The 23,472-nt window shown below is 46.5% G+C and carries 18 protein-coding genes and 1 pseudogene; 10 read left to right on the forward strand and 9 right to left on the reverse strand.

Going from position 1 to position 23,472, the window contains the following annotated elements; all coding sequences use genetic code 11:
- Positions 1-11: 11 nt before the first annotated feature.
- Positions 12-551, reverse strand: a complete 540-nt coding sequence (locus ACX0G9_RS08660; RefSeq protein WP_459064487.1) for an LOG family protein — start codon at positions 549-551, stop codon at positions 12-14.
- 97 nt (positions 552-648) lie between these two features.
- On the opposite strand from ACX0G9_RS08660, the gene ACX0G9_RS08665 reads away from it, so the two are divergent.
- From ACX0G9_RS08665 to ACX0G9_RS08690, 6 genes are all read left to right on the forward strand, one after another.
- Entirely contained in the window at positions 649-2,160 is a 1,512-nt protein-coding gene (locus ACX0G9_RS08665) for a sodium:solute symporter (RefSeq protein WP_459064488.1), read from the forward strand.
- Between the two features lie 192 nt (positions 2,161-2,352).
- On the forward strand, positions 2,353-3,051 hold the full coding sequence (locus ACX0G9_RS08670) for an LOG family protein (protein ID WP_459064489.1): 699 nt from the start codon (positions 2,353-2,355) through the stop codon (positions 3,049-3,051).
- 74 nt (positions 3,052-3,125) lie between these two features.
- On the forward strand, positions 3,126-3,764 hold the full coding sequence (locus ACX0G9_RS08675) for an O-methyltransferase (RefSeq protein ID WP_459064490.1): 639 nt from the start codon (positions 3,126-3,128) through the stop codon (positions 3,762-3,764).
- 12 nt (positions 3,765-3,776) lie between these two features.
- Positions 3,777-4,904: a glucosaminidase domain-containing protein gene (locus ACX0G9_RS08680; RefSeq protein ID WP_459064491.1), complete on the forward strand. Its 1,128-nt coding sequence runs from the start codon at positions 3,777-3,779 to the stop codon at positions 4,902-4,904.
- A 16-nt stretch (positions 4,905-4,920) separates the two neighbouring features.
- Complete coding sequence (hpt, locus tag ACX0G9_RS08685) at positions 4,921-5,463, forward strand: hypoxanthine phosphoribosyltransferase (RefSeq protein WP_459064492.1); 543 nt, start codon at positions 4,921-4,923, stop codon at positions 5,461-5,463.
- A 119-nt stretch (positions 5,464-5,582) separates the two neighbouring features.
- Complete coding sequence (locus ACX0G9_RS08690) at positions 5,583-7,343, forward strand: vWA domain-containing protein (protein ID WP_459064493.1); 1,761 nt, start codon at positions 5,583-5,585, stop codon at positions 7,341-7,343.
- Positions 7,344-7,505: 162 nt separating this feature from the next.
- Here ACX0G9_RS08690 and dnaJ read toward each other — a convergent pair whose 3' ends face one another.
- A complete protein-coding gene (gene dnaJ / locus ACX0G9_RS08695) occupies positions 7,506-8,672 on the reverse strand; it encodes a molecular chaperone DnaJ (protein ID WP_459064494.1) in 1,167 nt (388 codons plus the stop codon).
- A gap of 51 nt (positions 8,673-8,723) precedes the next feature.
- Entirely contained in the window at positions 8,724-9,320 is a 597-nt protein-coding gene (locus ACX0G9_RS08700) for a nucleotide exchange factor GrpE (RefSeq protein WP_459064495.1), read from the reverse strand.
- Between the two features lie 233 nt (positions 9,321-9,553).
- Between ACX0G9_RS08700 and ACX0G9_RS08705 the strand changes: the two genes are divergently transcribed.
- Positions 9,554-10,726 carry a class I SAM-dependent rRNA methyltransferase gene (locus tag ACX0G9_RS08705; RefSeq protein WP_459064496.1) on the forward strand — a complete coding sequence of 391 codons (1,173 nt, stop codon included), beginning with the start codon at positions 9,554-9,556 and terminating at the stop codon, positions 10,724-10,726.
- A gap of 25 nt (positions 10,727-10,751) precedes the next feature.
- Here the strand turns inward: ACX0G9_RS08705 and ACX0G9_RS08710 are convergent, their stop codons facing one another.
- The 6 genes from ACX0G9_RS08710 to ACX0G9_RS08735 form a co-directional block, all read right to left on the reverse strand.
- Complete coding sequence (locus ACX0G9_RS08710; RefSeq protein WP_459064497.1) at positions 10,752-11,090, reverse strand: T9SS type A sorting domain-containing protein; 339 nt, start codon at positions 11,088-11,090, stop codon at positions 10,752-10,754.
- A gap of 142 nt (positions 11,091-11,232) precedes the next feature.
- Positions 11,233-11,715, reverse strand: coding sequence for a peroxiredoxin (locus tag ACX0G9_RS08715; RefSeq protein ID WP_459064498.1), 483 nt, complete (start codon positions 11,713-11,715; stop codon positions 11,233-11,235).
- A 33-nt stretch (positions 11,716-11,748) separates the two neighbouring features.
- Positions 11,749-12,798: a PorP/SprF family type IX secretion system membrane protein gene (locus ACX0G9_RS08720; RefSeq protein ID WP_459064499.1), complete on the reverse strand. Its 1,050-nt coding sequence runs from the start codon at positions 12,796-12,798 to the stop codon at positions 11,749-11,751.
- A 92-nt stretch (positions 12,799-12,890) separates the two neighbouring features.
- A complete protein-coding gene (locus tag ACX0G9_RS08725) occupies positions 12,891-17,321 on the reverse strand; it encodes a PKD domain-containing protein (protein ID WP_459064500.1) in 4,431 nt (1,476 codons plus the stop codon).
- Positions 17,322-17,450: 129 nt separating this feature from the next.
- Positions 17,451-17,882 (reverse strand): hypothetical protein, encoded by a 432-nt coding sequence (locus tag ACX0G9_RS08730; protein WP_459064501.1) that lies wholly within the window; start codon positions 17,880-17,882, stop codon positions 17,451-17,453.
- A 14-nt stretch (positions 17,883-17,896) separates the two neighbouring features.
- Positions 17,897-19,408, reverse strand: coding sequence for a carboxypeptidase M32 (locus ACX0G9_RS08735; RefSeq protein WP_459064502.1), 1,512 nt, complete (start codon positions 19,406-19,408; stop codon positions 17,897-17,899).
- Between the two features lie 128 nt (positions 19,409-19,536).
- Between ACX0G9_RS08735 and ACX0G9_RS08740 the strand changes: the two genes are divergently transcribed.
- The 3 genes and pseudogenes from ACX0G9_RS08740 to ACX0G9_RS08750 form a co-directional block, all read left to right on the forward strand.
- Positions 19,537-21,972, forward strand: a complete 2,436-nt coding sequence (locus tag ACX0G9_RS08740; protein WP_459064503.1) for a hypothetical protein — start codon at positions 19,537-19,539, stop codon at positions 21,970-21,972.
- Between the two features lie 11 nt (positions 21,973-21,983).
- Positions 21,984-23,138, forward strand: a complete 1,155-nt coding sequence (locus ACX0G9_RS08745) for a Nif3-like dinuclear metal center hexameric protein (protein WP_459064504.1) — start codon at positions 21,984-21,986, stop codon at positions 23,136-23,138.
- A gap of 68 nt (positions 23,139-23,206) precedes the next feature.
- Positions 23,207-23,472: pseudogene (locus ACX0G9_RS08750) on the forward strand (hypothetical protein); the annotation flags it as partial.

Here is a 23,472-nt window from a genome sequence, read left to right on the forward strand (position 1 = left end):
CAAATTTTTTTTCAGGAGATCCGGTTAAAAACCTCTATGGGGGTTTCGCAGAAGGTCATTCTGTCTTCCAGGGTTCCATAGAGAAAACCTTCTTTTTCCGAAATTCGCATATGGTTGAGCAGGTTGTTGAAGAAACCTGCCGAATTGAGGATGTATATCTTTTTATTGTGGATCTTCAATTGATTCCAGGTCAGCATTTCAAAAAATTCATCCAGGGTGCCAAAGCCTCCGGGAAGCACTACTGCAACATCACAACGATCATACATCATTTTTTTCCGGGTATGCATATCGGGAACGATAGCCAGTTCGGACAAGCCTTTATGCTGATGTTCCCACTCTATAAGGATTTCCGGAATAACGCCCATGACCTCACCGCCCCCAGCCAATACGGCGTCCGCCAAAAGGCCCATCAGTCCGGTACTGCCACCGCCATAGATCAGCTTTAATTTAAGGACAGCGATCAATTTCCCCAATTCTGTTGCATGCTTGGCAAATAGCGGGTTCTCTCCGGATTTGGATCCGCAAAAAACTGCCACGGATTTAATATTCATACCTCACCGATTGATTCAAAAATTAAAATTCAAATATTAAGCTTGTATTTCCTAATTTTCCTAACGAATAACTGTCAATTTAATTATAACGGAACCTATGTCTCCCTTTCTTTTATTTTCTTTTGTGGCCGGATACTTTTTATTGTTATTGGGTGTTGCCTGGCGTACTTCCAGGCATTCCAACAATGATAGTTTTTTTATCGGCAACCGGAATTCCAACTGGATGCTGGTCGCTTTTGGAATGGTCGGCACTTCCCTGTCAGGAGTTACATTCGTTTCTGTCCCGGGAACAGTCGGTGATTTTGCGGGTGAATCCTATAAGGCCTTTGGTTATTTTCAGGTAGTGTTGGGGAACTGGATCGGGTTGTTTGTGATCGCCTTTGTATTATTGCCTCTTTATTACCGGCTGAACCTGACTTCCATCTATAATTATCTGCATACCCGTTTTGGAAACATTGCCTATAAGACAGGGTCCCTTTTTTTTATCATTTCCCGGACGGTCGGAGCTACAGCCCGTCTGTACCTGGTAATCAATGTCCTTCATGTATTTATTCTGAAAGAGCTGGGCGTCCCCTTTGCCGTGACAACCTTCGTCATTCTCTTAATGATTCTCCTGTACACCTTTGAAGGAGGTGTCAAGACTATAGTATATACCGATACCCTCCAGACCACCTTTATGTTACTGGGTCTTGTGGTATGTATTATCTATATTATCCGGCATATGGATCTTTCTTTTGGCGGCGCCTTGCAGGCATTGGATGAAAAAAAGTTTACCGGGATCTTTAATACCGATATAAAAAGCAAAGGGTTTTTCCTCAAACAGATCATCGGCGGTATGTTCATCATGATCGCCATGACAGGACTGGACCAGGAAATGATGCAGAAGAATATCAGCGTAAAAAATCTGAAGGACTCTCAGAAGAATGTACTTTCTTTCAGCGTGGTATTGGTGTTGGTCAACCTGCTTTTCCTTTTGCTGGGAGGGCTGCTTTATGTTTTCATCCTTCATAACGGGGCTTCTTATGAAGGTCATCAGTTAATGCTGAACGGGCACAATGTGATCGGGGACGATCTTTTTCCCACACTGGCTTTGCATTTTCTTCCAAAGGCGGTCAGTATCATATTTATCATTGCCCTTATTTCTGCCCTTTTTCCCAGTGCGGATGGTGCATTGACGGCCCTTACCTCTTCCTTCTGTATCGATCTGCTCGATTTGCGGAACCGGCCGGGTATGGATGAACGACAAAAAAAGCGGACCCGCATGATCGTGCATGTCAGTTTTGCCCTTTTGTTCCTTGTCTGTATCCTGGTGTTTAAATGGATCGATAATAAATCCATCATCAATATCATTCTCGATCTGGCTGGTTATACCTATGGGCCACTGCTGGGACTCTTCGCCTTTGGTATCTTCAGCAAAAGACAGTTGCCCGACAGTTGGAAGATCACAGCGATCTGTCTGCTTGCGCCGGCCAGCTGTTATTTTATCAGCCGTCATTCGGCAGAGTGGTTAGGCGGTTTCCAGATCGGCATTGAATTATTGCTGATCAACGGGATATTCACCACCTTAGGATTATGGGCTATCTCAAAAAAAACGCCTTCTGCAAACTAATATTCTTTATCCTGCGTTATAAAAAAAGAAGTGCTGCCTTGCCATGAGCAGTTCAGTATTTTAAGATTGTTTGGGGTGTGTTCAGACTTGAAGCACATCCCAAACAAACGACTATCCGACCGGCTAACAGATGTTCCGCAGCCCTTATCGGAGCCTTCCCGGGACCGGCCGTTCACCCCTAAACAGGTTTATATGAATGATACGATCAAAATGTCCAAGCAGCGCAGATGGGCCGAATCAAAAGCGCACTCCAGCTGGCAGATCTTCAAAATAATGGCAGAATTCGTGGATGGATTTGAAACCCTGGCTAAATTAGGACCCTGTATCTCCATTTTCGGATCCGCCAGGACGCAGCCGGGTCAGGAATATTATGAATTGTCTGTCGGCATTGCCCGTGCACTGGCTGAGGAAGGGTTCGGTATCATATCGGGAGGAGGACCAGGAGTGATGGAAGCTGCCAACAAGGGCGCCCAGGAAGCAGGCGGCAAATCGGTAGGATTGAATATAGAACTTCCGTTCGAACAGCATTCCAATCCCTATATCGATCGCGACGCTAATTTGCATTTTGATTATTTCTTTGTCCGTAAAGTAATGTTCACCAAATATTCCCAGGGATTTGTCATGATGCCCGGAGGATTTGGTACGATGGATGAATTTTTTGAAGTGGCTACCCTGATCCAGACAGGCAAAATGTCTCCGGTCCCCCTGATCCTGGTAGGATCTGCCTATTGGTCCGGTCTGCTGGATTGGATGAAAACGACCATGCTGGAGAAATACGGCAATATTTCTCCCCATAACCTGGATCTGCTCCGGATTGCCGATACCGCCGAAGAAGTGGTAGGCCATGTACTTGACTTTTACAAAAAGAATCCGCTGGAGCCTAATTTTTAAGGTTTAACATCTTTGAAAGACCCCTGGAAAAGGCATCCGGCCGCAATTGGTTATATTTGCGCAAAATTGTCAGTATGGACATCGTCAACCCATTGGCACAAACTTACGCAGAGCGCTTTTCTTCCCCGGAGACCCCGCTTTTGAAGGAGATAGCGGCCTTCACCTATTCCAATCACCCTCAATCACATATGCTTAGCGGTCCTATCCAGGGGAAATTCCTGGAAATGATCAGTTGGCTGTTGAAACCGAGGCGGATACTGGAAATCGGTACCTTTACCGGGTATAGTGCCCTTTGTCTTGCGGCGGGGCTTGAAAAGGGTGGCCAGCTGCATACGATCGAACTGAGAGAGGAGGATGCGGACATTGCCACTGACTATTTTCGCCGGTCAAATTGGGGGGACAGGATAATTTTACATCGTGGAAATGCGTTAGAGATCATCCCAGCCTTGAAAGAGACCTGGGATTTGGTATTTATAGATGCAGATAAGGTAAGTTATAGCGCGTACTATCAATTAGTGCTGCCAAAATTAAGACCCGGTGGAGTGATCATTGCCGACAATGTATTATTTCATGGACAGGTACTGGAAACAGAGATCGAAGGGAAAAGTGCAAAGGCCATTCACGCTTTTAATGAGCTGGTAGCTCAGGATGAATCGGTCGAGAAAGTAATGGTAACCCTGCGGGATGGACTATTTATTATTCGGAAAAAATAAACGGGATCTTTCATGAAGGGAAAATTAAGTTTACTCCTGTTGATACTGTGTGCAGGCAATACCATGCAGGCCCAGAAAAGCGTGGATGTGATCAATTATATCAATACCTACAAAAGTCTCGCCATATCGGAGATGCAGCGTTCGGGGATACCTGCCTCCATCATTCTTGCCCAGGGGATCCATGAGACCGAAGCGGGTACCAGCGACCTGGTCCAGCGCTCCAATAATCATTTCGGGATCAAGTGCAAGGATGACTGGAAAGGTGGTACGGTATTTCATGATGATGACAGCAAAGGAGAGTGTTTTCGCAGTTATGACAATTCTACGGATTCCTACAGGGACCATTCGGAATTCCTGTTACGGAGTTCACGATATGCATTTTTGTTTAAATTAAATCCTGAGGATTTTGAAGGATGGGCTTATGGCCTTCGGAAAGCCGGATACGCTACCAATATCCGGTATTCCCAGATCCTGATCAAAATCATCCGTGACTATAACCTGCAGCAATATTCGCTGATCGCTATGGGCAAGCTGAACCCTTCCGAAGAGATCGTACTGCGTAATCCCGGTGACGGAAATGTACCCGGAGCAGTTCTGCCGATGGCAGATGCGCTTGCGGGATCGGGAAACGGAACGGCAGGAAAAGGGAATTCCGGGAATGCAGGAGCCTCCGGCGGAAATGGTCAGGCAGCAGGCAATGGGCAAACCGACGGATCCGGAAGGGTAAAACCTGCTCCATCTTATCCTGACGGGGAATTTTCTATCAATAAAGCAAGGGTCATATTTGCCCGGTCGGGGGTATCCCTTTTATCGATAGCGGAGAAATATGAGCTGCCGCTTGCGCATTTACTGGATTTCAATGACCTGAAAGAGGAGGATATCCTCGCCCGGGACCAGTTATTATTCCTGCAACGAAAAAGAAGGGTGGGGGCAGTGGAATTCCATATAGTACAGGAAGGGGAAACATTGTATGAGATCAGCCAGTTTGAGGGAGTACGATACCAGGATTTGCTGGAATTGAACCAATTGGACCAGGGTAAAACAGGTCCTGGTGTTCATCCGGCTGCCGGGGAAAAGATCTACCTGCAGACATCGGCGCCTTCCCGGCCTGTGCTGGCGGATGGAAGAAAGGGATTGTAAAAAGAAACTAACAGGTATGGGAACAAAGATTATTCGTGTACATGATAAGGCATTCGAGCCTTACCTGAACCAGGAGCTCATTGCAGAAAAGATCCGGATGATTGCCGGCCGGATCGACCAGGATTATAAAGGGAAAAAACCTTTGTTCATTGCCATCCTTAATGGCTCTTTTATGTTTGCTTCGGATCTGTTCAAGGAAATAACCATCGAGTCGGAGATCTGTTTTATCAAATTAGCCTCCTATAAGGGAACCAAGTCATCCGGTCACGTTGTAACAGCCATCGGACTCGATATTGACCTGATCGGGAGACATGTGGTAATCCTGGAAGATATCGTGGATACAGGAAAGACCTTAAATGCCTTTTTGCCTCAGCTGGAACACCAACAGCCTGCCTCCCTGAAAATCGCAGCCCTTTTACATAAGCCTGAAGCGACAGTTCATCCGGTTAAGATAGATTACCTGGGTTTCAGCGTTCCTGATAAATTCCTGTTGGGCTATGGCCTTGATTATGATGGCCTGGGAAGAAATATTCCAGCCATTTATAAATTAGTGGATTAGGAAAATAAGCCGGTTATCGCCAGCGTTGATGAAGGGAGAGATGGAGTGCCGGCCATATTTTAACAAGATAGTGCTTGACAAAGAGGAAAGATCGTATTAATTTGAATCAAAATATCCAATTGAAAAATGTAGTTCTATGCATTTTGGGTTCTCTGTTCTTTTATGATTCCCTGGCACAGTTCTATTTACGGGGCGAAATAAAGGACGAGAACAATAGTCTCCTGTCGAATGTAAGAATACTGCTTCATTCCAGTGGGTATCCTTATCATTCCGGCAGTTCAGGGGCTTTTGGAATACCTGTGCCTCAGGCTATCGATTCTCTTACACTCTCTGCCGATGGATTCCAATCGTTAACCGTTCGGGTAGATGCCACTCAATATCAGACGATCGTACTCAAAATGGGATACCGTCCGCCGGTCCTTCCGAAAAAACGGTTATTGTCGCTGACAAAGGATCTTAAGGCCTCTGATTGGAAAGGCTGGACAGTCGGCGGTGAGACCTATAGCTCCCTGGTGGAAAATGAATTTATCCCTGCGCAGCGTTTTCCTGAAACCGGGTTTGCGGTGACGATCGATAAGGCCTCTTATAGCAATGTCCGTCGTTTCCTGAATATGGGCAGTACGATCCCCCCTGATGCGGTGCGGATCGAAGAACTGCTGAACTATTTTAATTTCGGGTATACCGATCCAACGGCAGATAGTTGTTTTTATATCCATTCTAATTTATCGGATTGCCCCTGGAACCCGGAGAACCGGTTATTGTTCCTGCAGGTTTGCGCCAGAAAACTGGACCCTTCCCGCATACCCCCTGCCAATCTCGTCTTTTTGATCGATGTATCGGGGTCTATGGACATGCCGAATAAACTGCCTTTGCTGAAATCGGCCTTTAATTTACTGGTCAATAATCTGCGGGAGGTCGATACGGTTTCTATAGTCGTGTACGGAAGCACTGTGGGTGTTTGGTTACCCCCCACTTCCGGAGGAGATAAAAAAACCATCCAAAAGGCCATCGAGGAGCTTTCTCCGGGCGGACCGACTCCGGGGGAGGCAGGTATACGTGCTGCCTACCGGGTTGCCAAAAGCCAATTTATTAAAGGAGGTAACAACCGGGTGATCCTGGCCACAGATGGTGATTTTAATGTGGGCGAAACGTCTGAGGAAGAAATGGAAAAACTGGTTTCCCTTCACAAACAATGGGGTATCTATCTTACCTGTTTGGGAGTGGGGATGGGTAACTATAAGGACTCCAAACTGGAAGTGCTGGCAAAGAAAGGGAATGGGAATTTTGCCTATCTGGACGATGAGCGGGAAGCGGAAAAGGTCCTGGTCAGTGAATTTACCCAGACCGTTTATGCGGTGGCCGACGATGCCTATCTGAATATATCCTTCAACCCGTCCCTGGTAAAAAATTACCGCCTGATCGGATTTGATAATAAAGTGAAAGTATTATCGGATTCTCTGAATGAAGTACAAGGCGGGGAGGTGGGGTCCGGACATTCCCTGCTGGCCTTATTTGAAATAACGCCTGCCGATCCGGACAGCGCCGGCCCTCTGGCCGATAAACACAGGGTGGGACAGGTGGTCCTTAACTACAAACTTCCTCATGACTCCCTGGAGCGATTGACCACTTACGCCTGTTCCAATCAACTGACCCCTTTCCAGGAATTGCTGCCTTGTTACCGGTTCGCTTCATCGATTGCCCTGTTCGGAGGGTTACTGAAGCGGTCGAGATTCATGCGGCAGGCCGATTGGAAGGATGCCATCCAGATGGCAGAAAAATCCCGGGATCCGGGCGATAGTGTGCAACTGGAATTTATCGGACTGATCGAAAAGGCCAGGAAGATCTATGGGCACCAAAAACGCCGGAAGAAGGAAGATTGACCCCAAGAAGATCTATTTCCTATCACAGTCTATTACGGCCACTGAAGTGGCCTAAGCCCTTTCACGGCCACTGAAGTGGCCTAAGCCCACCAATTATTGGGCCTGAGGGCCCCCTAACGGCCGTTTGGATAAAACCTGAAGGTGCTGGTTCGTACGCGGCCGTTAGGAGAACATCTCTCTTACTTTATCAAAAAAGCTCCGTTCGTTCTTATCCGGTTTGGGATGAAAATTGGTAGAATCTCCTAACTTTTCCAGTATTGATTTTTCCTCAGGGCTGATATGCTGAGGTGTCCAGACATTGACATGGATCAACTGGTCGCCTTTTTCATATGAATTCACGCCGGGGAAACCTTTGCCTTTCAGACGGAAAATTTTACCGCTCTGGGTTCCGGCTGGTATTTTGATCTTTGCCTTACCGTCGATGGTGGGAACTTCTGCCTGCATGCCAAAAACTGCATCCGAGAAAGAAATATGCAGCTCAAAAGCTACATTAAGGCCATCTCTGTGCAATTCCGGATGTTGTTCTTCCTCGATCAGGATAATAAGATCGCCGGGAGCCCCGCCGCGTTCACCGGCATTGCCTCTGCCGCCTACGCTCAATTGCATGCCTTCCTGGACCCCTGCCGGGATATCGATGGTCACTGTTTCTTCTCCATACACGCGGCCTTCTCCCTTACAGGTATTACACTTGGCCGTGATCTGGGTGCCTTCTCCATTACAGGTAGGGCAGGTCGTCACAGTCTGCATCTGACCCAGGAAAGTATTGCTCACCTTTCGTACCTGACCGCTGCCGCCGCAGGTAGAACAGGTCTGGACGCTACTTTTATCTTTAGCGCCGCTGCCGCTGCAGGTGTTGCAGGAGACATATTTTTTGACCTTAATATTTTTAGTCGCCCCTTTGGCGATCTCTTCGTAATTCATTTTTATTTTTACCCGCAGATTACTGCCTCTAACGCCACGGGGTCTTGAACCACCCCCGCCACCTCTTCTGCCGCCGCCAAAGAAACTGCCAAAAATATCATCTCCGAAAACATCTCCGAACTGGCTGAAAATATCATCCATGTTCATGTTGCCACTGCCATTGAACCCTCCACGCCCGTTATTGCCAACGCCGGCATGTCCGTAGCGGTCATACTGTGCCCGTTTATCGGCATCGCTGAGTACTTCGTAGGCTTCTGCAGCTTCTTTGAATTTTTCCTCCGCAGCCTTGTCGCCGGGATTGCGGTCAGGATGGAACTGCATCGCCACTTTACGGTAGGCTTTTTTGACATCATCTGCCGGTGCGCCTTTAACTACACCTAAGATTTCGTAATAATCTCTTTTGGACATAACTCGAAAGGGGCTATTTATTTATTATTCAAGTACAATATTCAAGTACAATTACTTACCTACAACAACTTTGGCAAAACGAATGATCTTATCATTCAGGTAATAGCCTTTTTGAACTTCGTCTATTACTTTTCCTTTCAGGGATTCATCCGGGACGGGTATCTCAGTAATGGCTTCATGTTTTTCCACGTCAAATTCGGTATGAATACTTTGCATAGCCTTGAGCCCTTTGCCCTGAAGAATAGAACGCAGTTTACCAAAAACCAACTGAATACCTTCCTTTAACTGGTCGATATTTTCGGTGGCCTGAAGTTGTTTTTCGGCACGGTCACAATCATCGAGAACATCCAGCAGGGAAATAATGACCTCTTTACCAGCTGTTTGCCTCAGGTCAAAATTTTCCCGGGCACTCCTTTTTCTGAAATTGTCAAATTCAGCAAAAAGACGCAGGTACTTATCCTTCTGCTCCTGTAATTCACCCCTGACTTTATTCAGCTCTTCGTCCTGGTCATCGGCTACTCTGTCATTGAGATGCGTAGTTCCTGCCAGATTTTCGTCTGTATTGATGTCTTCAAGAGCTTCCGGGCCATTCTCACCGGACACAGGATCAGATTTTCCGCCTTTATAATTTCTATCTTCTGTATTCATCCGTCTGAAGTTTGTCTTTTTGTAAAACATTTAATAGGGAGATTAATTGATGGGATAGTGTTAAATAGTTTATTATCAATTAGATGTGAAAAATTGCTATTTTTTGACCTTCCCGGCTCCACCAATCCCTAAAAATTGGAACAATACTATGTTTGTCAATTATTTTGCCAATACGGAAATAAGGACAAATTGTCTTGTAAATGCCTTGCCTGACAGACCCTATATTTGCACCCATGACCAACGTTTTTTTAAACAAAAAGATCAGTCGGCGCATCGAGAACGGTCATCCCTGGATTTTTGGCAATGAGATAGGGGTGGTGGATGGGGACGCAAAAGCCGGGGAAATCGTCGAGGTATTTACCCACGATAAAAAATTTATAGGCAGAGGATACAGTAACCCACAATCGCAGATCCAGGTTCGGTTGCTGACCCGGGACAAGGGAGAATCGATCGATGAGGCTTTTTTTCACAGGCGATTGAAGGATGCCTGGGAATACAGACAAAAATTGGGCTATACCGAAAACTGCCGGTTGGTATTCGGGGAGGCTGACTTTCTGCCTGCACTGATCATCGATAAATTCAACGATCATTTTGTGATTCAAACCCTGTCCCTGGGGATTGATCGCTGGAAACCGGCCATCGTGCAGTCATTGGAGCAGTTATTTCAGCCCAAAGGGATTTATGAACGTAATGATGTTCCGGTACGTGAACTGGAGGGGCTGCCTCAACAAAAAGGTTTTTTATCAGCTCCTTTCGGGACGCTCATAAAAATCAGCGAAAACGGCCTGCAAATGATGGTGGATATAGAAAACGGGCAGAAAACCGGCTATTTTCTGGATCAGCATGATAACCGCAGGGCGATACAGCATATTGTAAAAGGAGCAGATGTACTCGGAGCCTTTTGTTATACAGGCAGTTTTGAGACCCATGCCGGCTGGTTCGGCGCAAAGTCCGTGCTGGGGCTGGACATCTCGGAAAATGCCGTGGCGATGGCCCGAAACAACGCGGAACTGAATGGGCTGGATAAGATCTGTACTTATGAAGCCGTTAATGCTTTCGATGCGCTCAAACATTGGAGCAGGGAAGGGCGGCAATATGATGTAGTCATGCTGGACCCGCCGGCTTTTACCAAAAGCAGGGAAAATATACAAAAAGCCGTTGCCGGATATAAAGAAATCAATCTGCGGGGTATGAAACTGGTAAAAAAAGGAGGGTTCCTGGTTACCTCTTCCTGCACCAACCTGGTGCAGCCGGAACTTTTCCTCGAAACGATCAATCTTGCGGCAAAAGATGCCAGGAGAAAATTGAGACAGGTCGTCTTTCAGGCTCAATCAGCAGATCATCCCATCATACATGGATTGGAAAATACGAACTATCTGAAGTTCCTGATCGTGCAGGTACTGTAATTATTTATTACTTATTGAGCGGGTGTTATTTGTTGACCTGGAACCGGCCGGAATCTTCAATCTTCCCGCTCTGATCTTTCAATTGAAAGATATAGATGCCGCGGACAAGATCACTTACGTTAACCACAGTCTTGGAGGTGACATCCGAAACTTCCTTTACTTTTTTTCCCATGAAGTTAAAAATAAGCAAGGAGTAAGTTTTATTGGGTTCTTTATCTATTTCGAAGGTGATGAAGGTAATGGCCGGATTGGGGTAAAATTTTACGATCTTGACTTCCGGATCGGGCAAAAGATTTTTGACCTGGCTATTAGCCTGGACAGATATCAGTAGGATAGTGGATACCAGAATGTAAAAAATCCTCATTCGCGACTTTTATTTACAGATAGTACCAAAATACAAATTTCTACCCAAAGTTACAAATAAGCAGCCAAAAAAGAATAAAAACCGCATGGTTTCCAACTATGGATAATATGCGATTTTTTAATTGATAATCAACTATTTGCGTTTAATTGAGATCTTTCAGGATATTCTGAATGGCCGTAAAATCCGGGAGATCGGTGGCTGTCTCCAGAACTTCTGCATAACGCACTATCCCCTCTTTGTCTATTACAAAAGCCGAACGTTTGGAAACGCCTTTCATATCAAATACAAAACTGTCATAAAGCGCGCCATAGGCGGTGGAAGTTTCCTTATTAAAATCGCTTAACAAAGGGAAATTCAATTGCTGTTCTTCTTTATACTTTGCCAGGGTAAAAACTGAATCCACGCTGATCCCTAAAACCTGTGCATTGGCCTGGTTGTATAAAGCTATATTATCCCTGGTGCTGCAAAGTTCTTTGGTACAGGTCCCGGTAAACGCCTGCGGGAAAAAAAGAAGAAGGACATTCTTTCCTTTAAGATCGCTTAATGATACTTTTTTCTTATCCGAATCATATAGGCTGAAATCAGGAGACTGCTGTCCGATACCGATCTTGTTTGTACTCATCATTACTTTATTTAGAAGGTGAAATTACAACCTTGTTTAGAATTTGGGGCTGATGACTTTATTAAGGTAGGAGGAATGGGAGGCATCCCGGTCCAAAAATCCTATATAGGAGATCGATAGTTCGAAGCCACCCCTTCCCTGGCTGGCCGTTTTTAACTGGGAGACATTCACATCATAACTCAGGGCTACGGACAAAGCATGCATATCGATCTTTAAGACGGGTATAAGCGCATCTTTCAATCGCAGGAAACCGCCCAGGTGGAGATTATAGGGTGAGTCTTCCGGATCGTCTCCCAATTTCAGGGAATAAAGTACGCCCAGGATAGTTTCCCTTGCCTGCCCCTGCATAGAATGATCTCCCTGAATATTGAACGAAGTATATTCGTTAATGCCCAATTTAACGCCTGCTGAAAAAACATATTTGGGATCCAGTTCGATACCCGGATTCTTATAAAAAGAATTTTTTGGCCGGTTGAGATGATGCAAAGCGGTTCCCAGGAATAAGGTGTTCTCCTGGTCTTTTCCGAAAGTGGTATTAAAACTCAATCCGATGCTTCCGTCCAGATAGTGGATATTGGGATTGGTAAACGTTTCTCCATCGGGTAAGGCAGGGTCATAGGCGGTACCATTATACTGACTATTGGTAGTGACCTTGGAAAGGTCTATTGATTTTTGCACCAGCCCTCCCATAAAACCAAGGGACAGATACATAACCTTATCGTCGCTCAGGGATTTATGATAATTCAGGGCGGGTAAAAATTCAGTGGTGGACAAAGCGGCTGACCCGGCTTTATCATACAGGACCTGCAGTGCGGTGGTCAGGTAGTCATACCCTTTTCCGACAGGTATCTTGTACTCTGCGCTGAGGGAACCCGTACGATAGGCATTCGTAAAGCTGTTCCATTGATCGTGAAATACGGCCTGGATCCGGTAATCGCCGGTGAAAATCCCTGCCAAAGCAGGATTACGTAAAAGCGGTGCTTCGAAGAACTGGGAGAAATGAATATCCTGCGTACGGGCGCAAAGACCCGGCAGCAGGAACAGCGAAAATAAAATGACTCTTATACCAGGTAAGCGTTTATTCAAGTAGGTATTTATTCAAATAAGTTGAATGAATCTTGTTTGTTATCCGATTTTATTGATCAGGAGTACAATTTTACCTGATCAGGAGCACAGTTTTATCTGATCAGGGTCACATCCCCCTTCAAAGCTACGACTTGCGCATTATTACAGATCACTTCCACAATATAGATATACACATCTGCCGATGCCGGACGACCGTTAATCGTTCCGTCCCATCCCTGCGATTGCGAATTGGCAGGGAAATCTCTTCTTTCAAAGACCATTTGACCCCAACGATTGAATATGCGCATGGACTGAATATTATACAGGTTGGTACCTCTTGGATAGAACACATCATTTACCCCATCCCCATTGGGTGTAAAGGTATTGGGCAGAAAATAGTTCTTACCGTCGCAGATCGTTTTAATCAGGATAGCGGCGGAAGAAACGCAGCTGTTGCTATCGGTTACCACTACCTGATACTGGGTCGCGAAGGTTGGACTCGCTACCGGGTTGGAACAGTCCGTACAACTCAGGTTGGCAGGCGGCGTCCAGGAAAAACTGACGATCCCCGGACTATAGGTGAACGGAATGGTCACCGGAAAACCAACGGGCGTAGTGATCACGGAAGGCCCGTTGACAGCCGGCAGGGGGTTTACAACAATCGTTTTCGAAATAGTATCCTTGCAGCCAAATGGGACGGAGGTAAGCAGATTAACAACAAAGGTTCCTGCCTGAGCATATATTTCCGAAGGGTTCTGTTGTGCGGAGGTCCCGCCATTTCCAAAATTCCAGGACCAGATCACCGAATCAATACCCGGATTGAGGAGACTTCCCTGGAATAATATCGGGCTGTTGATACAAAATGAAGTCGTGCTGGCTATGAGAGGATGGGGGGTTGGAAAAACCTTAACTGTGTCGGTAAAGGATTCCAGGCAATTGCTTTTTGTCGTTACCTGCAGCGTAACCAAATGATTCCCCGGGTTATTATAAAAATGGGTCGGATTCTTCTGATTTGTGCTCTGGCCATCTCCGAATGTCCAGTTTTCCCCGATGGGAAGATCGTTGGATATGGTAAAATCGGTAAAATTGACGGTCCCGCTATCGCAGAAGGCATGTTTGTCGATACTAAAAAATGGAATGGCGCCTAAAACGACAATGGATGGACCTCCGATATTCACCAGACATCCCGTAGAATCCAGCAATTGTAATTGAGGCGCGTAGGAAGATGGATTTTTGTAAAGATGGGAAAAGGATTTATTTCCTGATGAATCCGCATTGCCATCTCCGAAATTCAGAGTAAATCGGGTATATCCGGGAGGGGCAATCGTAAAATTGGCAAGGATTGAATCACAGCCCGTCAACGGGGTATAAAGGAAAGAGGTGTTTAGATAGGGATTCACCAGGAAAACCCGGCGGGTGGCCGAATCCAGACAGCCCCCCGGACCCCGCAAAACCAGCTTGGCATAAAACGTATCGTAGGCATTATAGAAGTGGGAGGTAACAGGCAGTGTGGAAGTTTTTCCATCTCCAAAATCCCAATACAGAGAATCATAAAATTGGCCCTGGGGAATAAAATCGGTTTGCAGGGGGATACAGATGGCCGTGGTATCCTGTATGGTAAAAGCAGCAATGGGTTTAAGGATATAGACATAATCTTTTCGGGTCATGGAATCGGAGCAGCCGTACTGATCGGTAACCTTTAATTTGACCGTATACTTACTCCCGATAGTTGCCGGGAAAGAATTTACAGGGGACGGCTGGTTCGACAGGTTGCCATCACCAAAATCCCAGCTATAGACCAGGTTGAGTCCCCGGGAGGTATCCACGAATGAAAGGGGGGCGCCGGGACAGAAAAAAGGCAGGGTATCCTGTGCGAAAAAACCGGCTATTGGGGCCGTTATCTGGACCAGGATGGGCGACCGGAAAGTATCCGTACATCCGTTGATGTCCCGGACCTTTAGTATAACATTGTAGGTTCCGGTATCAGAATAGGAATGATTGAAGGGAGGACTTGTAAAAGTGGTATCCTGAATCCCGTTCCCAAAACTCCAGATCCATGCCGTAATAGCATCCGTGTGATACGGAGTCGATTGGTCGGTAAAAAGAACAGAATTGCTCTTGCAGGCCCCTGCAGGGTTGGGTGGAATAAATTTGGCCGTGGGTCCGGTGACATTCAGTACCGTTCCGGGAGGCGTGGAAGGATCCGTGCAGCCATCGATATAGGTAACTACGAGACTTAAAGCATAAGTTCCGGTATCGGTCAGCATGAATTTATGCGTGCGGATACTGTCCTGGACATTGATCCCTGCACCTATCGTCCATTGATAGTTGGCAATAAGCGAAGGTTTACTGACATTGGCGGTTAAGGTAAAGGAATCATTCTTGCAGACATGGAAAGCAGGAGGCGTGCCAGGTGGAATGATCGATATGGTCTGCGGCCTGAGGTCGACAGGTTTGGCGAATCCGTTGGTGCAGCCATTGGTAATTGTCAGGGTAACGTTATAAAGCAACAAAGCCGGGAATAAATGAGCTGCCGGCAAATAGGGAAAAGATGAAACAACCTCAACCGGGCTTCCATCCCCAAAATCCCAGGAATAGGAGATAGGAACCTTTGCGGGGTCGGTTTTTGACGAATCGATAAAGTTAACCAGGGTCCTGTTATTGCAATCCAGGATCTTATAACCAAAATTGGCGATCGGTGGATTGACATATACAGAGACCACGGTGGGGCCGGTAACCTGGGTGCATCCATGGTTGATCTCGATCAGCCTGACATAAAACTTACCGGTATCGCTATAGGAATGTGTAATTGTTGAATTTGAAGAAGTTGTGGCAACACCATCGCCGAAATTCCAATACCAGTGATCGGCAGGGTCCGCCGATGATGTATTGGATACGGCCGTAAAAGTGAAGGGATCCCTTCCGCAGGTGATATTGGAAGTAGGAGCGATCGTAAAGACGGGGACCGTTGGGGTACCTATCATAACCGATTGGGGAAAACTGGCACTGAAACTGCACCCTCCGTTGGTAACCAGGGTGAGAGAAAGATCATAATCACCCTGTGCCGTATACGTAAAAGAAGGAAAGGCCGCCGATGAGCTGGATGGCGTCGCTCCGGGAGCCGTCCAGGAATAAGTTTTAACCCCATCCGGGGCCGTAAGGTCGAGGACCGGTTTTACGGGTGCGTTGGTACATCCTTGCACAGGGTTCAAATGAAGAGTCGCCAGTGGTGGAGTAATACTTATAAAACCCGGCTTTATTAGTGAACCGGAACAACCCGTGGTATTGGTGACTGAAAGGCTTACGTCGAAGGTGCCGTTTGTAGTATACGTGTGAGATGGATTCTGCTGGTCCGACGGGGCACTCCCATCGCCAAAATCCCATTGCCAGCCAGCCGCTGCAGGACCGGTAAAATTAACGGTAAAAGGAGCCTGGCAGTTAGCCATCTTATCTGCGGTAAAATCGAATCCCGATGTATTTATAATTTTAATAGTCCTTGTAATGGAGTCAACGCAGGAAGGGTAAGTATTGACCAGTTTGACCGAAAAAGAATTTACTGCTCCGTAGGTATTGACAGGGTTTGTAGCTAATGAACTGTTCCCGTCTCCAAAATTCCAGGAGGAGGACAAGGGAGCCGGAACCGAAGCATTCGCAAAACTTACGGGAGTATTCACACAGGCGCTGTCGGGTGCTGAAATTACGGCGCTACCCCCGGGGAAAAGGATATCCTTTTGTATACTTTGCGTGCAACCCAGGTCACTGGTGGCAACCAGGGTTGCGGAATAGGTGGAGGCGGAAGGAAAGATTACCGAAGGATTGGCCTGACCAGATGCTCCTCCATTGCTGAAACTCCAGGCATAACTTAGGTTGCCCGGGCCTGCCGTTTGGTTAATAAAATTCAACGAATAAGGCGCCGAGCAGGAAAGGGAAGTCTGGGACCAGGAAAAATTGGTCTGGATGCCGTCGATCACTCGTATAAAACGGTTGAAGGTTCCTCCATTCGTACATCCCTGGGAATTGGTCACGGCCAGGCCCACCGTATAATAACCTTGCTGGGCATAAATATGGCTGGGGTTCTGGGTAGCGCTCGTTCCTCCATCCCCGAAAGTCCAGTTCCATGCCGTTATTGTACCCGCACCGGGAGTGGAATTATCGAAAAACCTGACATTAGCCGGCGCACAGGATAATGTGCTGGGGGAGGAGGTAATACTTACCGACGGGTAAGGATAAACGGTGATATAATCGGTTTTCTTGATGGCATTTGTACCGCCAGGACCTCTGACGACCAGGGTTACGGTGTAAACTCCCGGAGCACTATAGGAGGTCGCGGCATTTTGCATACTGGAGATCTGGCCATTGCCAAAATCCCAGGTCCAATAAGTCGGATTGCCGGTAGAAAGGTCTTTAAAGACAACAGCCAACGGGCCGCAACCAGAAACAACATTTGCCGTGAAATCCGGCACCGGGGCCTGGGCCTTTACCCCAGGGAAAAAAAGGCAGGAAAGACAACAAAATAAAAAAACTTGTTTTAGGATCAGCGTCATTGAATATGTTGAAAATGATCACGAATTAAAATCTGCCTGCTCAACAGGTCCAATTTCTTATTCCTACAGGCAGGTGAAGGGCATTTTCAGCAAAGGAACGGATCACGAAGGGTAAGGCATAAAATTAGCTTATTGTTTCCTTAGTTTAAGGATATTGTTCGTATTATTCAAGGTGTCAGTCGACTTTGCCAATACAGAATCTGAAGAACTATCCTTGATCTTCCAGGTTTCGTTCAATAATTTCAACGTATCGTTCCCTGAAGGAAAATCAGCAATGATGGATTTGTTGGAAATATCCGCCGACCAGATTCCTTTGGTGGAGACACTATTTTTTGTACCGGTCACTACTCCATTTTCATCGAATTTAAAAAGATAGCCGGAAAAAGAGGGCGTGAGATCGGAATCATTTTGCTGGTATTGGGCTACAAACCATAGTCCATTGGTAATGATAGCAAGTGCGGCTTTTTTCTCCTGTTGCTCAATATATTTCTTGCAAGAGGGGGTGAAAGTTGTATAAGCCAATAAAATGGCAAAAAATGAGTTAAAGCATATGTGCTTCATAGACCGGATTTAACTCAAAAGTTGTAAATTTTATTGTATTTAACAAGTAAGTATTGTAAAAAGTGCTGAATATCCAAAGTTTTACCGGTAGCCTGACCGCATAACTCCTCGCTGGTGAACCGTCGGCCCTGGCTATGGATATTTTTTCTCAGCCAATCGAGCAAAGGCCCCGTCCGTCCATTTTCCATTTCCGGGACAAGCGTTGGGACTTGTTGTTCGGCAGCCTTGAAAAACTGCGCCCCATAAAAACTGCCCAGGCTATAGGTAGGGAAATAACCAAAACTGCCATGACTCCAGTGGACGTCCTGCAAACAGCCATTTTTATCGTCCGGTACCACCAGACCCAGGTAATTGGCGTATTGTTCCTTCCAATAGACCGGGATATCGCTAACGGACAGGGAGCCTTCGATCAATTTCTTTTCCAGTTCATAACGGATCATTATATGAAAATGATAAGAGACTTCATCGGATTCGGTACGGATCAGGGTGGCTCCCACTTTATTGATCCCTTTATAAAATTGCCCGATGGAGACATCCCCCAGTCTCCCGGGAAATAAGGCACGAAGAATAGGAAACCAATGCTGCCACCAGGCCAGGCTTCTTCCGACATTATTTTCCCATAACCGGGATTGAGACTCGTGAATACTCAGAGAGGCATATTCCCCCAGAGGCAGTCCATAATAGGCCTCAGGAAGGCCTTGTTCGTAAAGTCCGTGTCCCGCCTCGTGGATACAACTCCAGGTCATGTTGTTAAAATCATGTTCATCGACCCTGGTGGTGATCCGGACATCGTTCTTATTAAAACTGGTCGTAAAGGGGTGTTCGGAAAGATCCTGTCTCCCTGCCTCAAAATCGAAACCCATATGCCCGATCAGATCCACGCCAAAATCCCATTGTTGTTGTTTGGGATAATATCCCCGAAGAAAACTGTCATCAACCGGTTCCTGCTCCCGGATCCGGTCAAGGAGGTCTTTCAGGGGACTTCTGACCTGATCGAATGTCTTATCCAATAGGGCTACCGTACAACCCTTTTCATATTGATCAACCAGCGCATTATACGGGTGCCCCTCGTACCCGGCCAGCTCCGCCTCCTGCTTTTTTAATTCCAGGACCTTTTCCAGATCTTCCCGGAAAAGGGAAAACGAATTAGCAGACCGGGCTTTGATCCAGGAATGAAAACTGCGGGAAGTGGTTTCGCTTAACAGACGGACAAACTCCGGACTGAATTTCTTTTGTTTGTGATAATCTTCCAGGCTCAGGGTCAGATTCTTTTGCTGATCTTCCCGGAGATCACCGCGTCCGTTCAATTCGTTTAGCAGATTTCCAAGTGTTGAGCCGGTTGCCCACTCGTGGGCAATCTCTGTGAGTGTGGCCATTTGCTGGCCTCTGAAGGCAGCGCCTTTTGGTGGAAGATAGGTTTCCTCATCCCATTGCAGCACGGCCATGGAATTTTTGACATCGGCGATCTTGCGCAGGAGCGCTTCATATTCTTTATAAAGATCACTTGTTGACTTTGTTAAAACCATTTTAACAATATTTCTTTATTTTAAAATCTAAAAGAATCCGAAATTATGCGCATTTTAGGTAGTTTTCGCCAAATGACGGAGATTTATCGTAATAATTGAATTGTATGAACCACTGTTTGAACTATTGTATGAACAAATTTCGTTTTTTCCTATTGATCTGTATGCTGGTTTTATGGCATCCTGACCTGGTTCGTTGTCAAAAACTGGATTCGATGATGAATGTTTATGCTACTAATTATCCGCAGGAGAAGGTGCATCTGCATTTTGATAAAAAAATCTATAATCCCGGAGAGACCGTATGGTACAAGGCTTATATCTTCACCGGAGCCGACCTGTCTCCCTTCAGTAAAAACTTTTATACGGAACTTTCCGATGCAAACGGCAACGTCCTGCAACGCAAAGTAACTCCCGTCATGGAATCCTCCTCTGCAGGCTTCTTTGATCTTCCTAAAAATACACAAGGAGGCCATCTTCATGTAAGGGCCTATACCACCTGGATGTCGAATTTCGATACGGCGTTCTATTTTGAAAAGGATATCCGCATTTTTACCAAAAATATGGATTCGGGAATCATTGACCCTGTGCGGCAGGCAAGGATCCAGTTCTTCCCGGAGGGGGGGGATATGATTGCCGGGGTGGAAGGAGTGGTTGCCTTTAAGGCGAACGATCAGTTCGGACTGCCCGTTTCGGTGAAAGGAACAATACAGGATGCCACAGGGAAGGAACTACTTACCTTTAATTCCGTACATGACGGATTGGGTAAATTCCTGCTGACCCCCGAAAAAAGTGATTCCCTGATTGCGTTCTGGAAAGATGAACTGGGAATAGAACACCGGACACCGTTACCTTCGGTAAAAACCACAGGTGCGGTTCTGAAAGCCATACTTAATAATGATAAGGTTTTGTTTTCGGTGGCCAGGACAGGGGATGGAGGACCGGAATACAAACACCTGACGATCATCGCGCATATGCATCAACACCTGGTATATAAAGCAAAGGTCAATCTGGATGCGAATTTTATGAGCGGTGGAACGATACCGGTCGGTCAGCTGCCTACTGGGGTATTGCAGATCACTGTCTTTACCGATGCTGATCAACCGGTGGCGGAACGGGTCATATTCGTCAATAACCGGGAATATGAATTTGTACCCGAATTCGGGATCCTGGCAAAAAGTATCGCTAAAAGAGGAAAGAACAGTTTTCAGATCGAGATTCCGGATACGCTGCGTTCCAACTTTTCCGTAGCCGTTACGGATGCGGGTGCAGACGGCGAATTTCCCGGGGATGACAATATTATATCCAGATTATTGCTGACAGGGGACATAAAAGGATATGTTCACAATCCTTTCTACTACTTTTCCAATGCGTCGGACAGTGTTGCTTCGCATCTCGACCTGGTTATGCTGACCCATGGCTGGCGCCGTTTCAAATGGGAACAGGTCAGCAGGGGCAGACTACCCGTCATCAAATCACCCGAACAGGATTATCTTTCCCTCAAAGTGGAAGTGTTGGGAGTGGACCCCTATAAGATCAGTAAGGAAGAATCCCTCAATGTCATACTCAGTAAAAAGGATTCCAGTACGCAAATGTTATCCGTCCCCCGTCTGAGCGGCCCGGGTGGTAAATTTGGAGTCACCGGTCTGGTTTTTTATGATACAGCCAGGGCGTTTTACCAGTTCAATGTAAACCGCAAGCTTTCCAATGAAGCGGCGGTGACCTTTAATACCGGACTGTTAAAACAGGCCAGGGTGATCAAGCTGCAGACACAGGCATACGATGGCTGGACGGCAGAAGATTCCGCCTTCCTGAAGAAGAACCGCTTCATTGCCGAAGAGACTCTCCGCATCAAACCTATAACGGATCAGAAAGTAAAAACCCTGGAATCGGTTACGGTAAAAGGCAGGGTAAAGACCGACAAGGAAAAACTGGATGAGAAATATTCTTCCGGCATGTTCAGCGGGGGAGATGCCTATACCTTTGACCTGGTCAATGATCCGTATTCTGCTTCCATGATGGATATCTTTGCCTATTTACAGGGTAAAGTAGCGGGATTGCAGATCGTTACCGGCAATGGACCCGGAGGGCAGCCTTCCCTCCAATGGCGGGGCTCCACTCCCTCCTTGTACCTGAATGAAATGCAGGTGGACGCCTCCCAGCTTCAATCCACGCCGGTGTCGGATATAGCCATGGTTAAAGTATTCCGGCCCGGATCGGGCGTAGGATTCGGCGGCGGCGCAGGCGGCGTCATTGCCGTTTATACGAAAAAAGGAGGGGATCAGAAAAGGTCCGATGCCAACTTCAAAGGTCTGGACCGTGCCCAGGTGATCGGCTACTCCTCCATGAAGGAATTTTATTCACCGGATTATTCTGAAAACTCCGCTTTGAATGAGGCAGAGGACCTTCGTACCACCCTGTACTGGAAGCCTTATGTACTAACGGATAAGGATAATAAAAAAGTGAATATTCAATTCTATAACAATGATATTACCAAAAAAATAAGGATTGTCATTGAAGGAGTTAATGAGGAAGGTAAACTGAGCCATGTAGAAAAAATCCTTCAGTAATCATTTGAATTATGCAGATTTCCGCTGTCCTTTCGCATCTTGAATCCATTGCTCCTCCCGCTTACCAGGAAAGTTATGACAATGCGGGTCTTCTGACAGGGAGCGGAAGCTGGGAATGTACCGGGATACTGGTCACCCTGGACGCAACGGAAGCAGTGATAAAGGAGGCCATTGCCCGGCATTGCAATCTGGTCGTTGCCCATCATCCGATCATCTTTGGCGGGTTAAAAAAAATCACCGGCCGAAACTATGTGGAGAAAACGGTTATTACCGCTATCAAAAACGATATTGCCATCTTTGCCATACATACTAATCTCGACCATACTTTTCCCATCGGAGTGAATGGAAGAATGGCGGAACGGTTGGGATTGGTGAATACCAGGCCTTTGTCATCCAGGGAAGCCATTTTGCAGAAGCTGGTCTGTTATGTACCGGCCACCCACCTGGAAGCGGTCCGAAATGCCTTATTCGGAGCAGGAGCGGGTCAGATCGGGAATTACAGCGAATGCAGCTTTTCGGCAGAGGGTACAGGGACATTCAGGGGAGATGATCAAACCCATCCTTTTGCAGGCGAACCTGGTCTCCGCCATCATGAAAAGGAGGTTCGGGTAGAAGTCATCCTGCCATCCTTCAAAAGCCGGGGAGTAGTAGCAGAAATGCTCAAAGCACATCCGTATGAAGAAGTTGCCTATGACCTTATAAATCTGGCTAATTCCCATCCCCGGGTAGGGGCAGGATTGATCGGGGAATTGTCGGAGGAGACCGGAGAAGAGGCCTTTCTGGCCATAATCAGGGAGTCTTTCCGGGTGCCGGTTATCCGGCACACCCGGCTGAACGGTCGTCCGGTGAAAAAGGTGGCCCTTTGCGGAGGAGCTGGTAGCTTCCTCATTTCCAATGCATTAGCTGCTGAGGCCGACTTTTATATTACTTCCGACGTCAAATACCATGAGTTTTTTGATGCCAATGACAGGCTGGTTATAGCAGATATTGGCCATTATGAAAGCGAACAATTCACGGTGGACCTGCTGTTTGACCTGTTACACGAGAAATTCCCTGGTCATTTGCGGGAAAAATCCCCTACCTTTGCCATCCTTAAATCGGAGACAATAACAAATCCGGTTAACTATTTTGGAAGCGCCGAAGGTGCTTCGGCTGAAGGCCCATAATTAAAGAGCTAATCCGTTCCGGGCAACCTTTAATAAAAGCCAGGAACGGATTAATATAAAAATAAACTATGTCGAACGTAAAAGAATTCTCTGTTGAGGAAAAGCTCACGTCACTGGTGACCCTCCAAAAAATTGAATCAAAGTTAGACGAGTATAAGATCCTGAAAGGTGAACTGCCGATGGAGGTAAGTGACCTTGAAGACGAAATCCAGGGATTACATTCCCGTCAGACCCGTGTGGAAGAGGAGATCAATGGCATCCAGGAGTTCATCAACCAGAAAAAAGAGATCATTAAAGAGGCTGATGCGCTGGTAAAGAAATATGACAAACAAAG

It is taken from the genome of Flavitalea flava, from assembly GCF_054461575.1.

Coding starts and splice junctions, on each gene's coding strand:
- ACX0G9_RS08660 (WP_459064487.1), bottom strand. CDS start 551: ATGAATATTAAATCCGTGGCAGTTTTTTGCGGATCCAAATCCGGAGAG.
- ACX0G9_RS08665 (WP_459064488.1), top strand. CDS start 649: ATGTCTCCCTTTCTTTTATTTTCTTTTGTGGCCGGATACTTTTTATTG.
- ACX0G9_RS08670 (WP_459064489.1), top strand. CDS start 2,353: ATGAATGATACGATCAAAATGTCCAAGCAGCGCAGATGGGCCGAATCA.
- ACX0G9_RS08675 (WP_459064490.1), top strand. CDS start 3,126: ATGGACATCGTCAACCCATTGGCACAAACTTACGCAGAGCGCTTTTCT.
- ACX0G9_RS08680 (WP_459064491.1), top strand. CDS start 3,777: ATGAAGGGAAAATTAAGTTTACTCCTGTTGATACTGTGTGCAGGCAAT.
- hpt (WP_459064492.1), top strand. CDS start 4,921: ATGGGAACAAAGATTATTCGTGTACATGATAAGGCATTCGAGCCTTAC.
- dnaJ (WP_459064494.1), bottom strand. CDS start 8,672: ATGTCCAAAAGAGATTATTACGAAATCTTAGGTGTAGTTAAAGGCGCA.
- ACX0G9_RS08700 (WP_459064495.1), bottom strand. CDS start 9,320: ATGAATACAGAAGATAGAAATTATAAAGGCGGAAAATCTGATCCTGTG.
- ACX0G9_RS08705 (WP_459064496.1), top strand. CDS start 9,554: ATGACCAACGTTTTTTTAAACAAAAAGATCAGTCGGCGCATCGAGAAC.
- ACX0G9_RS08710 (WP_459064497.1), bottom strand. CDS start 11,090: ATGAGGATTTTTTACATTCTGGTATCCACTATCCTACTGATATCTGTC.
- ACX0G9_RS08715 (WP_459064498.1), bottom strand. CDS start 11,715: ATGATGAGTACAAACAAGATCGGTATCGGACAGCAGTCTCCTGATTTC.
- ACX0G9_RS08725 (WP_459064500.1), bottom strand. CDS start 17,321: ATGACGCTGATCCTAAAACAAGTTTTTTTATTTTGTTGTCTTTCCTGC.
- ACX0G9_RS08730 (WP_459064501.1), bottom strand. CDS start 17,882: ATGAAGCACATATGCTTTAACTCATTTTTTGCCATTTTATTGGCTTAT.
- ACX0G9_RS08735 (WP_459064502.1), bottom strand. CDS start 19,408: ATGGTTTTAACAAAGTCAACAAGTGATCTTTATAAAGAATATGAAGCG.
- ACX0G9_RS08740 (WP_459064503.1), top strand. CDS start 19,537: ATGAACAAATTTCGTTTTTTCCTATTGATCTGTATGCTGGTTTTATGG.
- ACX0G9_RS08745 (WP_459064504.1), top strand. CDS start 21,984: ATGCAGATTTCCGCTGTCCTTTCGCATCTTGAATCCATTGCTCCTCCC.